Source organism: uncultured Brachyspira sp. (assembly GCF_934747485.1).
GTDB lineage: Bacteria > Spirochaetota > Brachyspiria > Brachyspirales > Brachyspiraceae > Brachyspira.
In genome coordinates, this window is record NZ_CAKVGN010000073.1 from 1 (window position 1) to 13,218 (window position 13,218).

A 13,218-nucleotide genomic window follows, 5' to 3' on the forward strand; every position below is an offset into this window, starting at 1 on the left:
TATGATACACCTATGCTATACTTTAAGAAATTAAGGAATTCCTAACTGCAATATGTCTGGCTCCTGTGCACAAATTTTAATAAAAAACATTCTAAAACGCATCTTATAAAATATTTCTTTTTTTAGTATTTGTTTTAATAAAAATTGACAAGCAAAAAAATAAAACTATACTATATATATAAGAAAAAATTTATTTTTTAAAATCTAAGTAAAAAAATCTATCAAAAAAAAATAACAATAGTAGGAGATTATCATGGCAACAAAAAAGATGGTTTACTTCTTTGGTAATGGTAAATCTGAAGGGGCTAAAGAGACAAAAGCATTATTAGGCGGTAAAGGTTTAGGTCTTGCCCAAATGACAGAAAGTAAAGTGCCTGTTCCAGCAGGGTTTACAATTACAACAGAAGTTTGTGATTACTATTCAAAAAACAAATCATACCCTAAGGGACTAGAAAAGATAGTTGATGAAAACATCAAAAAGCTAGAAAAGGCTATGGGAATGGAGTTTGGTAATGCAGACAAGCCTCTTCTTGTATCTGTACGTTCTGGTGCTGCTATATCTATGCCTGGTATGATGGATACAATACTTAATCTTGGTATTAACGAAAATGTAGTTAATGGAATTATTAAAAAAACTAATAATCCTAGATTTGCTTGGGACGCTTATAGAAGATTTATTCAAATGTTCGGCGATGTAGCTATGGGTGTTGATCATGACAAATTTGAAGAGATACTTGATGAAAGAAAAAAAGCTATCGCACCAAAAATTGGTAAAGCTGAAAAAGAAGTTAAAGATACTGATTTAGATGTAGAAGAATTAAAAATTGTAGTAGAAAAATATAAAGCTATGTATAAACAAGAAATGGGCGAAGCTTTCCCTGATGACCCTAAAGTACAATTATGGCATGCTATTAATGCTGTATTTAGGAGCTGGAACAACCCAAGGGCTGAAGCTTATAGAAAATTAAATGATATAAGAAATCTTTTAGGTACAGCTGTTAACGTTCAAGCTATGGTATTTGGTAATATGGGAGATACTTCTGCTACTGGTGTATGTTTCTCTCGCAACCCTTCTACTGGTGAAAACAAATTCTACGGAGAGTTTTTAATTAATGCACAAGGTGAAGATGTTGTTGCTGGTATTAGAACTCCTCAAGAAATTACATTAGAAGGAAGTAAAGAATGGGCTAAAAATAATAACATAAGCGAAGAAGACAGAAAAGCTAAATTTCCTTCACTTGAAGAGGTTATGCCTGATGTTTATAAACAATTAGTAAGCTATAAAAATCAATTAGAAAAATATTACAGCGATATGCAGGATATGGAGTTTACAATACAAGAAGGCAAACTTTATATGCTTCAAACTCGTAATGGTAAGAGAACTGCTGCTGCTGCTGTAAGGATTGCTGTTGAACTTGCTGAGGCTAAAATAATTTCCAAAGAAGAGGCTTTAATGAGAGTTAATCCTGCTGATTTGGACCAATTGCTTCACCCTATGTTTGACCCTAATGCCAAAAAGACTGCTAAAGTTCTTGCTAAGGGGTTAAATGCTTCTCCGGGTGCTGCTGTTGGTAAGGCTGTATTTGCTGCTGAGAGAGCTGAGGCTATGAAAGAGGCTGGCGAATCTGTTATACTTGTTCGTATAGAGACTAGCCCTGAAGATATTAAAGGTATGAATGCTGCTGAAGGTATATTAACTGCAAGGGGAGGAGCTACTTCACATGCTGCTGTTGTTGCACGCGGTATGGGTAAATGCTGTGTTGCAGGCTGCAGTGCTTTAGATATTGACTATAATCAAAAAATAATGAAAGTTAATGACACTATAGTTCATGAAGGTGATTATATTTCTATAGATGGTTCCACTGGTGAGGTAATGCTTGGACAGGTTACTACTAAAGAGGCTGATATGTCTGAAGACTTTAGAAAACTTATGCAGTGGGCTGATGAGATTAGAATAAAAAATAAATTTGAAGTTCATACTAATGCTGACACTCCTAATGATGCACAAATTGCTAGGAAATTCGGTGCTGAAGGTATTGGTTTGTGCCGTACTGAACACATGTTCTTCAATGCTGACAGAATCAAGAGCGTGAGACAGCTTATACTTGTTGCTGAAGAAGTGAAACAATTAAGAGAAAAATTAGAAGAAGCTAAAAAGGTAGGTAAAGCTGATTTAGTTGAAGAATTAGAAAGACTTTATAAAGAGCCAAGAAAACTTTATGATGATGCTTTAGATAGTTTATTCCCTATGCAAATGGAAGACTTTGTGGGAATATTTACTGCTATGAACGGATATCCTGTAACTGTAAGACTTCTTGACCCGCCTTTGCATGAGTTTATTCCTCATGAAGATTCTCAATTACAAGAGCTTGCTAATGAAATGAATGTTTCTTTTGAAAAGTTAAGAACTATTAGAGATTCTCTACATGAGTTTAACCCAATGCTCGGACACAGAGGCTGCCGTCTTGGTATCACTTACCCAGAAATCTACGATATGCAGGCAAGAGCTATTATTGAAGCTGCTGTTAAAGTTAAGAAAAACGGTGTAGATGTTCACCCTGAAATAATGATTCCTCTTGTTGGTACTCTAAAAGAGCTTAAAATGATAAAAGAGAGAATTATCAAAATAGCTGATGAAGTATTTGCTAAAGTTGGAGATAAAGTTTCTTATAAAGTTGGTACTATGATAGAAGTTCCAAGAGCAGCTTTGGTTGCTGACAAAATTGCTACAGAAGCAGAGTTCTTCTCATTCGGTACTAATGACTTAACTCAAATGGGAGGCGGTTTCTCAAGAGATGATGCTGGTAAATTCTTAAAAGATTATGTTGATAAAGAAATATACGAAAAAGACCCATTCCAATCATTAGACCAAGAGGGTATTGGAGAATTATTAAAAATTGCCGTTACTAAAGGAAGAGCTACTAACAAAAAACTTACTGTTGGTATATGCGGTGAGCATGGAGGTGACCCTGCTACTGTTATGTTCTGTTATGATATAGGGCTTAACTATGTAAGCTGTTCTCCTTATAGAGTGCCTATTGCTAGACTTGCTGCTGCTCAAGGTATAATTAATGCTTCTGCCAAAAACAAAAAAACAAGTGTCAAAAAAGAAGTAAAAAAAGTAGCTAAAGCTGTAAAAAAAGAAGTAAAGAAAGAGGTTAAAAAAGATGCTAAAAAAGTAGCTTCTACAGTAAAAAAAGCTTCAAAAGATGTAAAAAAAGCAACTAAAGAAATAAAGAAAGTTGCTAAGGCTGTAAAAAATACTGTTAAAAAAGAAGTAAAAAAAGCAGTATCAAAAAAAACAAACTCTAAAAAATAATCTTTTATCTTTATAATTTGTAGCCTGTGTGCATATGAGCATGCAGGCTTTTTTATTGTATACTAAAAAGTTTATCAATTTTTATTATTGTTCTTTTTCCCGCAGCTCGCACCCATACCTAAAGGTACTCCTTTCAGTCGCAGGCACTTCCTTCGGTCGCCCTGAAGGACTCCTTTCAGTCGCGGTACGTACTTCATCAAAAGAACAAAAAAGTGCAAATACTATAGCTTTGTATATTTTTGAATATGTATAAACTATATTGTAATACCAACATTTTAAGCTAAAAAATGAAGTCTTTTTGGTTCTTTGTGCCAACAAAAGAACTGGGGGTGCGGGGGCTAGCCCCCGAAAGAAGTAAAAATATAAAAACTTAATTAAACTTAAAAATTTTATTTACAAACGAAAAATATAAAATATAATAAAATAATGAAATATATATCAAATCTCCACACACATACCACCTACTGCGATGGTAAAAACTCTATAGAAGAAAATATATTATACGCAATAGAAAAAAACTTTATAAGATTGGGCTTCTCTGGGCATTCTTATTTGCCGTTTGACAGTTCATCTATGTCTAAAGAAAATACAATTAAATATTTTGAAGATATAAAAAAATTTAAAGAAATATATAAAGATAAAATTCAAATATATTCAGGAATAGAAGCAGACTACTATTCAAACTTAAATAAAAATACATATAAAGAAATGATGTTAGATTATAGAATAGGCTCTGTACATTTTATAAAAGATGATAGCAATAATTATTTTTCTATAGATGCATCAAAACAAAACTTTGAAAACACATTAAAACATTTTGGCAGTATTAAAGAAGTGGTATTGAGATATTATAACAATCTAATAGATATGATAAATACTCAAAAACCAGATATTATAGGACATTTGGATTTAATTAGAAAATACAATTTTAATAAAGAATATTTTACAGAAGAAGAAGATTGGTATATAAAAAAGCTTAATGAAGTATTAGAAGTGATAGAGAAATCAAACTCTATAGTAGAAATGAACACAAGAAAAATGAATAAAGATAATTTAAACGCTCACTATCCAAATACTGATACTATAAAAAAATTATTAAAATTAAATATACCTGTTACAATAAACACAGATGCCCATTCTGCAAACACTATAGATTATTTTTATTATGAAGCTGCAGAAAAATTAAAAAGCTTAGGATATAATAAAATAAAAATGCTTATAGATAACTCATTTAAAGATATAACTCTAAACTAATCAAACGTATTTTTCCATTTGGTTATAAATAATTTCTGCTAAACCAAATGTTTTAGTTTTAGAGAACTCTTTAGCATATTCATCATATAGCATATCTTCAAATATCTCTTCTGCCATACCGCCGTCTACAAGTCCGCTTTTATTAACTGTCTTTCTCATCTCTTTAAGCATTTGATTAATCATTAAAGATTCAAAATCTTCAGAAACTTCTCTCAAGCGTTTTTTTTGAAACTCTTTATTAGCATTTTCAGAAGTATTTTCTACACTAAACTTTGTACCATAATTTTGATACTCTTTTTTAGTGTTGTTAAGTTTATTTAAATTAGCAGTTCCAATACTCAAATTATATTTATCAGTAATATTCATATATTTACACCTCTATAAAAAAGCATACACCATTATTACTATCGGAAAATATATAAATCCTATTAATATAATTTTTTATTACCAAGTAACAATATATTCAGTATAAATATAACCATTACTAATAGATTTAGAAATTTCTACTTTAGCTGAATTAGGATATCTATATCTAAATATATTATTAATTAACTCATCAAAATATATTTCCATCATATGATCATAATTAGGGAAATAGTATAGATGATAAATAAGTTTTCGCTTTTCAGATTTTACAACTTCTATATTAATATTTTTAAATCTTTTATTGCTGAATTTAATAAGTAAATCAGCTAAATTACGTCCTCTATAAAATTTTATTTTTAATTTATTTAAAACACTGCATTTTCTAAAACCATATTTAGCAACATCTCTTATACAATCTGTATTTCCATCATAAAATTCATTCATAATTATATTAATAGGCATGAAAAATGAACTAGATAATATAAATTTCTTTTTAAACTTCACTTTCTTTACATCGCTATATATAATTTTAGCATCCTCAGGCATTTTAGCAATTAAAGCAATAGTTTTTTCTTTACCAAAAGTCTCTATCATAAACTTATAAAATCTCTTTACTAATGCATATTTAGCGTAAGCCCTTTCACCATCATTAATACTCTTAATCTTTCCAGCAATAACTTCTTCAAAATCCTTAACAACATATGAAGACATCTCTTTATCTAATGTATCAATAGAATCTCCGGAAATATTAGAAAGAACTTCTATCTCTTTAATCAAATTAAATACATCATTAATACGTTCACTCATATCATGTGTTTTGCTTACTATATCATCTGTATTTTTAGATACCAATTTCATAGTTTCATCATTTTTCTTAGAGAAATCTGATAAATTAACCAAATCATCTTTTGCAACAGATATTCGGCTATGCAAAGAAGTATATTGTTCTTTAATATCTTTAATAGCATTAGTAAGACGCTCTATAGAAATATTCATATCTTTTGTACTTATATATTTATCATCTACAACTTTTTTCACTTTAGTCATAGTATCTACAAAATTATTTACTTTAGATATCATATTTTCTATAACATTCATTCTCTCAGACATCTTCTCTATCATTAAGTTCATCTCTTTTTCTATCTCTCTAAGTATCCTATGAGCCTTCTCAGATTGAACATTTGTAGTAGTAGCCAATTTTCTTATCTCTTCAGCAACAACAGCAAAACCCTTACCTTGTTCGCCCGCATGTGCCGCCTCTATTGCTGCATTCATCGCAAGCATATTAGTTTGCTGAGAAATATCTATTGTGGAATTGACAAACTCTGATATACCTCTAATAGAAGAAACAAGATTTCTCGTAATGCTTTCTGTTTTTAATATCTTATCTTTGCTGTCATTTGATAATGATAACATTACCTCAGACTCATCTTTAGCCTTACCAACAGAATCTGACACCTCTTCCATATCTTTTTGTATTGATAATGTTAAAGAATTAATTTGATTTAAGCTTGTTGCCTGTTCATCAATCTTTATTTGAAGGTCATTAGTCATCTGGTCTATAGAAATAAGTTCAGAAAGGTTTGAAGCTATTATCTTATAAATTTCTAAATTACTGCTTTCAACAGCTTTAAACTCAGTTTGCTGAGAAGATATATTATTTACAATTAAGTTTACAGATTCAGTCATAGAACCTGCTACATTAGAAATATCAGAAGTTTTATTTTTTAATGATGTAATTTGTGTCTTAAATACTGATAAAGTCTTTGATACAGTAGAGAATACATGCTGAACCATATCAAAAAATATTATTATCCAATTGCTCAAATATCCCAAAGAATCTTTTGAGTTTATTTTGGTAATGTTAATAAACATATTATTATTAAATACACCCTCTTCAAGTTCATGCGATATTTTATCTAAAGGTTTTAATGATATTGGTATAGTAATACTTAATATAACAATTATTACAATAATAGCAAATATCAAAATAACAAATATAGTATTATTAGTTTGGTCTAAAACACTTGAGAAATATGAGCTAGGCACAAACATAAATAAATTATATAAGCCGCTGCTAAACTGCCTAACAAATATATGATAAGGCACATCATCTATCATTACATTATTTTTTATAATTGTATTTGTAGATATATCTAAATTATTTATAGCGGCATTAAACCACTTAAAATCATTTACATTGCTTAATATATATTTAGGATTATCATGATAGACTATTTTATTATTTCTTGTGTCATATATTATTGTATTAAAAGGTCCTGTTTTTACTATATTAGTTAATACTTCATGTGCTATATCCAATGAAACATCAGATAAAGAAACACCTATTAACTTAGTATTATCTGTTGAATATATAGGAGAAGAAAATGACACTATTTTTTGAGGCTTATCTAAATTTTTTAAGTATGGAGAAGAATAATAAACATTTTGAGGTCTTTTAGCTTCTCTATTCCAATTATTAGGAATTGCTAAAGAATAAAACTCTTCATTTACATAATTATCCATAATAGTTCCAAATTGCGGCTCCATAGTGCCGGCATCAGGAACATCGTATAAATATAAAGAATATAAATTTCTTAAATTAGCATTTTCTGATATAATATTAGGTTCAAAATATATACCATTTGCTATAACATGATGTAAATTAAGCTGTGATTTATGAAATCTGTAAATTATATCTCTAAGGCTGCTTTGAGGATTTTCCACATTACCAATATCATATAATTCATAAGATACAGTAGCTATATCTGATAATGAAACCGTGCCGACAGAAGTAGTAGCATATATATTATTAAATGTTGATACTATATCATAGAAATAATTTTGCGTAACTGTCATGGCATTATCATATAATGCTTTTCTATTTGTTGTGCTATTAATGAAAATAGTAGGAGATAAAGACAATGCAACTACTAAAATAACAGAAAAAAGTACCTTATTTTTTAAACTCATATATAGAAACCTTATTTTTTTTTACTTACAAAATTATTACTTAAATTGTCGGATATTGCAAGTATATTTTTGATAGCCTTAAATATTTATTTTTTATTAATATAAATATACAATAATTTATAAAAACTTCTATTTTTTTATTATTTTCTTTTTAAATAAATTGAAAATAGAAATAAAGTCTTCATTCTTCAAAACAACATTAACTATGCTGTAAATTATAACACCTATAAATATAACAACGAATACTTTTATTATAAAAATTATTCTTGTGCTACTATCTCTCAAAATATAAAATCTAAGAGAATAAACTGCCATAGCCATAATAATGCTTGAAAATAAAGTTTTAACAGTATTAATTTTGCCGCTATTAAGCGAGAAAGACATATTCATTTTTTTCATAAGAAGTATGTATAATATAATAAAAGAAACAATGTTTGCTGCTACGCTTGAAATGGAGATTCCTATAATATCAAAATGGAATATATAAACACATAAATAATTGCTGACAGCATTAATAATAAAAGCAAAAAAAGCTATATATACAGGAGTTTTCATATCTTTCATAGCATAAAAAGATTGAACAACAATCCTATAGCTTGCCACAAAAAAAAGCGAAACAGATAAATATCTTAAAGCATTAGATACAAGCAAAGTAGATTTTTCTGAAAAAGCTCCATACTGAAAAATCATAGCAACAATTTCTTTACCGAGTATCATAAATCCAAAAGTAGCAGGTATAGTTATTAATGCCACCAATCTCAAAGAATAAGAAAGCGTATCTTTTGCCTCATCATATTTTTCATTAACTATTAACTTGCTTAAAGTAGGAAGCATAACAGTAGCTATACTAACAGCAAAAACTCCCAAAACAAACTCATGTATCCTATTAGCAAAAGTAACAGCTGACACCCTGCCCTCTCCAATAGCACCAGCAAAAGCAGTAGATACAAGCAAATTAATCTGATAAATACTCGCCCCAAATATACCCGGAGCAAATAGTTTAATCATCTTTATAACATAACTATCTCTAAAATTAAAATTAGGCAAAAAATTAAACCCAAGCTTCTTTACAAAAGGAATCTGATAAGCAAATTGCACCATTCCTCCAATAAGCACCGCCAAAGCAAAAACATAAGACATATTATCAAAAACATTCGGAAGCAAAAAATAAAATATTAATGCCAAAGATATAATAACAATATTAAGAAGTATAGGACTTGCAGCAGATATAGAATAATATCCTCTCACATTCAATACACCCTGCATCAAAGCGGCAAGTGAAATAAACAAAAGATAAGGAAACATTATTCTCGATAAATCAACAGCCAAACTATAAGCCTCATAGCTTGCCGATTTATAAAGCAGCTTTACTAATAAAGGTGAAATTACTATTCCAACAAAAACTATAAATATTAGTATTAATGACAACAGTGTAAAAATAGCCCTAAAAAAAACTTTAGAAGCTTCAATACCTTTATTTTTTTCAAGGTCAGTAAAAACAGGTATAAAACTTGCAACCATATTGCCCTCAGCAAACAGTCGCCTTAAAAGGTTTGGAAGTATAAAGCCTATAGCAAAAGCATCTGCTATAAATGTTGTGCCAAGTAAAATAGCCTGTATTTGGTCGCGTACAAGTCCAAAAACTCTGCTTATAGTAGTTACCACAGACATCTTTAAACTTGACTTTACTATGTTTTCTTTTGTATTTATTTTCTCATTTTTTTCTTGCATACAATTATCTCTTTTACTATTATATAACTATTACTAATTAAAATAAGAAAAATACTGAGATTCTATTTGATTAATTATTCTTTTTTATCTTCTTCTTTTTGCAAAGTTTTTTTCTCTTTTTTTAGGGCTTTTTTTTCTTCTTTCAGAGCTTTTTTAGATTCTTTCAAAGCCTGCTTCTCCTCTTTTTTTAATTCTTTAGCCTTAATTTTTTCTAACTTGGCTTCCATCTTAGCTTCTTTTTTAGCATTTTTTATAATTCTTTTCTTATTTCTCTTTACAGAAACCTTTTCAAAAAATACCAATATCCAAAACTTTATATAATCAAAATATAAAAATATCCTAAAAATATTTCTTTTGAGATAAAAAAACTCCTCTTTATTTGCCTCAATTACTTTCATATTTGGAGATTTTTTCTTTCCGCAAAAACAGTCCAAAGGTCTTGAGATAGGCACGCATAATTTCATACCTAATTTACCTCTATTTTCATTAAACCAATATAAAGACTTTTTAAAAGGCATATATATAAAAAATACATCAGGATTCATCTTTTTAAAACCAATAAAAGCTTTATCCAATTCTGATTTATTTTTTGTATTTTGATAAGTTCCAAGTATGCTAATATCAGGATATATTTTTTTCATTTTTTCGGTGATTGTAAAAAAATACTTCTCCTCATCGCCAAATAAAAACATTGTCATTTTTGTTTGTTCTATATAAGACAATATATCAGAAAATAAATTAAAATCTTTAATATATTCCAACTCTTCTTTATATATGAATTTATATGCTTTAGATATGGAAGGATGAGCAGCAATAACTAAAGAAGCATTTTCTATAATTTTTTTTAATTTCTTATTAAAACGCACCCTTAATAATTGATGCACATCCAATGTTACTACAAGAACATCATTTCCATCTTTTAATTGCCCTAAAGCATTATATAAATCATTGTTAAAAGTATCTATTCTAACACCTAACAAAGAATTTTTATTTATCATAAAATATTAAGTCCTAAAATTATATAGCAAGAGTTCTGCATAACTCTAAATCTATAGGATCAACTTTAGGAACTTTTTTAACAGCATCAGCCAAAGGAGTATAAGTATATTCTCCTTTCCATATACCAACAGCAACATTTCTCTTGCCTTCTAATAAAGCCTTAACTGCAATATAACCAAATCTTGCAGCCATAAGACGCTCACGAGAAGTAGGAGAACCGCCTCTTTGCATGTGTCCAAGTATAGTTACACGAGTATCAAAACCCGTTTTACCTTCTATTTGTTTAGCTACTTCCATAGCTCCGCCAGATTCATCACCCTCAGCAACAACTATGATAGAAGATTTTTTACCTCTCTTTTTTGCCACTTGCAAGTTTTCTACTATTTTATCAATATCAGTAGTAGTTTCTGGAATAAGTATATCTTCAGCACCAGAAGCTATACCAACTTCTAAAGCAATATAACCAGCATGTCTTCCCATAACTTCAACTACAAAACATCTTCCATGGCTAGTAGCAGTATCTCTTAATTTGTCTATAGCCTCCATTGCAACATTTACAGCTGTATCATATCCTATAGTATAATCAGTACCGAATATATCATTATCTATAGTTCCCGGTATACCAATAACAGGAAACTCCTCATGATGGTTAGCAAAATCTAAAGCACCTTTATAAGTACCATCGCCGCCTATAACAACTAAAGCATCTATTCCGTTATATTTCATATTATCAGCTGCTTTTTTCATACCTTCTTCTGTTTGAAACTCTGGAGATCTTGCAGAAAATAAAATTGTACCGCCATGGTTAATAATGCCGCCCACAGAACCAGCATTCATCTGATAAACATTATTATACATTAAACCCTGATAGCCCTCTCTTATACCAACTACCTCTAAACCATTAGCTATAGCTGTTCTAACAACGCTTCTTATAGCAGGGTTCATTCCTGAAGCATCGCCGCCGCTTGTTAATACTCCAATTTTCTTTATATCAGCCATATTGAAATAACTCCTTATAAAACATATAATTATATTATTATTTATCTTATTTTTTGTTATATATTATATATTAATAATAAAAGAATTGATACACAAAAAAAGAAAAAAATTAACATGATAAATTCACAGTATATTGAAATAATTAACATCATAGAAAATAAAAGATGGGATAAACTTAAATATATCCTAAATGATATGCACCCTATAGAAATAGTGGACATAATGCGTATATTAGAAAATAATAAAGATAAAACCATTCTTTTTAGATTATTGTCTACAGAAAAATCTGCTTTAGTTTTTGCAGAATTAGATGCTAATGAACAAGAAGAATTAATATCTTCTATGAATGATAAAGAAATAGAAGAATTAATGCATGAGATGAGTCCTGATGATAGAACTTCACTTTTTGAAGAACTTCCGGAAGAAATAAATAAAAAAATATTTTCTTTAATGGAAAAAGAAGATTTGGATATCACTAAAAAATTATTGGCTTATCCTGAATATAGTGTAGGCCGTATAATGACTACAGAATATATATCCATCTTGCCAAACTTCTCTGTAAATCAGGCTTTAGAATATATTAGAAAACATGGTAAAGACTCTGAAACATTTGAGGTTATATATATAGTTGATAATAAAAACATATTATTAGGTTATATTTTATTAAAAGATTTATTATTTGCTAAAAAAACAGATATTATAGAAAATCTTATGCATACCGACATCATATATCTTTCTGCATATTCAGACCAAGAAGAGGCTGTACTTGTTGGAAGGAAATATGATTTGCTATACATACCCGTAGTGGATGCAAAAAATGCTCTAATAGGAATTGTTACTATTGATGATATATTTGACATCGCTGAAGAAGAAGAAACTGAAGACTTCCATAAATTAGGTGCTATAAGTATAGACGATGACTTTACAGGAAATATTAAACAAGCACCAATATTAACTCTATACAAAAAAAGGATTACTTGGCTTTTTATATTAGTATTTATAAATATATTTTCTGGATATTTCATAGGTATATTTGAAGAGACTATAAGCAAATATGTTTCTTTAATATTCTTTTTGCCGCTTCTAATAGACAGTGCAGGAAATGCCGGAGCTCAATCTTCTACGCTTATAATAAGAAGTTTATCACTTGGAGATGTAAAAAAAAGCGATTGGCTGTTTATGTTTTTTAAAGAAATTGCTATATCTTCTATACTTGGCATTACTATGAGTTTGGCTGTTTCGCTTCTTGCAATATATAGAGGCGGATTAATGATAGCTTTGGTGGTATCATTATCTATGATATGCGTGGTAGTGATAGGAAGTCTTATAGGCTTATGTTTGCCTTTTATATTTATTAAATTAAAAAAAGACCCTACTACAAGCAGTGTGCCTTTGGTAACTTCTATATGCGATATTACAGGTACTTCTATATATTTATTATTAGCAAGTATAATACTCACAAAAATTAATTAATATGCTGAAATGATTTCATTTTTAAAAATAAAAATGCACAGGAGCCAGACATATTGCAGTTAGGAATTCCTTAATTTCTTAAAGTATAGCATAGGTGTATCATA

General features: G+C 29.2%; 8 protein-coding genes. 3 read left to right on the forward strand and 5 right to left on the reverse strand.

Translation table 11 applies throughout. The features are described from left to right. Positions 1–253 precede the first annotated feature (253 nt). The gene (ppdK, locus tag Q0H31_RS11260; RefSeq protein WP_295298238.1) at positions 254–3,319 is read left to right on the forward strand and encodes a pyruvate, phosphate dikinase; all 3,066 of its coding nucleotides are present in this window, start codon (positions 254–256) and stop codon (positions 3,317–3,319) included. A gap of 426 nt (positions 3,320–3,745) precedes the next feature. After that, positions 3,746–4,573 carry a histidinol-phosphatase gene (locus tag Q0H31_RS11265; protein ID WP_295298239.1) on the forward strand — a complete coding sequence of 276 codons (828 nt, stop codon included), beginning with the start codon at positions 3,746–3,748 and terminating at the stop codon, positions 4,571–4,573. Here Q0H31_RS11265 and Q0H31_RS11270 read toward each other — a convergent pair whose 3' ends face one another. From Q0H31_RS11270 to pfkA, 5 genes are all read right to left on the reverse strand, one after another. Then, positions 4,574–4,939, reverse strand: coding sequence for a rod-binding protein (locus Q0H31_RS11270; protein WP_147731987.1), 366 nt, complete (start codon positions 4,937–4,939; stop codon positions 4,574–4,576). A 78-nt stretch (positions 4,940–5,017) separates the two neighbouring features. After that, positions 5,018–7,912 carry a methyl-accepting chemotaxis protein gene (locus Q0H31_RS11275; RefSeq protein WP_295298242.1) on the reverse strand — a complete coding sequence of 965 codons (2,895 nt, stop codon included), beginning with the start codon at positions 7,910–7,912 and terminating at the stop codon, positions 5,018–5,020. Between the two features lie 129 nt (positions 7,913–8,041). Next, positions 8,042–9,643 carry a murein biosynthesis integral membrane protein MurJ gene (murJ, locus tag Q0H31_RS11280; protein WP_295298244.1) on the reverse strand — a complete coding sequence of 534 codons (1,602 nt, stop codon included), beginning with the start codon at positions 9,641–9,643 and terminating at the stop codon, positions 8,042–8,044. Between the two features lie 74 nt (positions 9,644–9,717). Continuing rightward, positions 9,718–10,641: a WecB/TagA/CpsF family glycosyltransferase gene (locus Q0H31_RS11285; protein ID WP_295298246.1), complete on the reverse strand. Its 924-nt coding sequence runs from the start codon at positions 10,639–10,641 to the stop codon at positions 9,718–9,720. Positions 10,642–10,660: 19 nt separating this feature from the next. After that, positions 10,661–11,641 (reverse strand): 6-phosphofructokinase, encoded by a 981-nt coding sequence (gene pfkA, locus Q0H31_RS11290; RefSeq protein WP_295298248.1) that lies wholly within the window; start codon positions 11,639–11,641, stop codon positions 10,661–10,663. Positions 11,642–11,755: 114 nt separating this feature from the next. Between pfkA and mgtE the strand changes: the two genes are divergently transcribed. Further along, a complete protein-coding gene (gene mgtE / locus Q0H31_RS11295; protein ID WP_295298250.1) occupies positions 11,756–13,114 on the forward strand; it encodes a magnesium transporter in 1,359 nt (452 codons plus the stop codon). Positions 13,115–13,218: the final 104 nt, after the last annotated feature.

Coding starts and splice junctions, on each gene's coding strand:
- Q0H31_RS11285 (WP_295298246.1), bottom strand. CDS start 10,641: ATGATAAATAAAAATTCTTTGTTAGGTGTTAGAATAGATACTTTTAAC.
- ppdK (WP_295298238.1), top strand. CDS start 254: ATGGCAACAAAAAAGATGGTTTACTTCTTTGGTAATGGTAAATCTGAA.
- Q0H31_RS11270 (WP_147731987.1), bottom strand. CDS start 4,939: ATGAATATTACTGATAAATATAATTTGAGTATTGGAACTGCTAATTTA.
- Q0H31_RS11265 (WP_295298239.1), top strand. CDS start 3,746: ATGAAATATATATCAAATCTCCACACACATACCACCTACTGCGATGGT.
- murJ (WP_295298244.1), bottom strand. CDS start 9,643: ATGCAAGAAAAAAATGAGAAAATAAATACAAAAGAAAACATAGTAAAG.
- pfkA (WP_295298248.1), bottom strand. CDS start 11,641: ATGGCTGATATAAAGAAAATTGGAGTATTAACAAGCGGCGGCGATGCT.
- mgtE (WP_295298250.1), top strand. CDS start 11,756: ATGATAAATTCACAGTATATTGAAATAATTAACATCATAGAAAATAAA.
- Q0H31_RS11275 (WP_295298242.1), bottom strand. CDS start 7,912: ATGAGTTTAAAAAATAAGGTACTTTTTTCTGTTATTTTAGTAGTTGCA.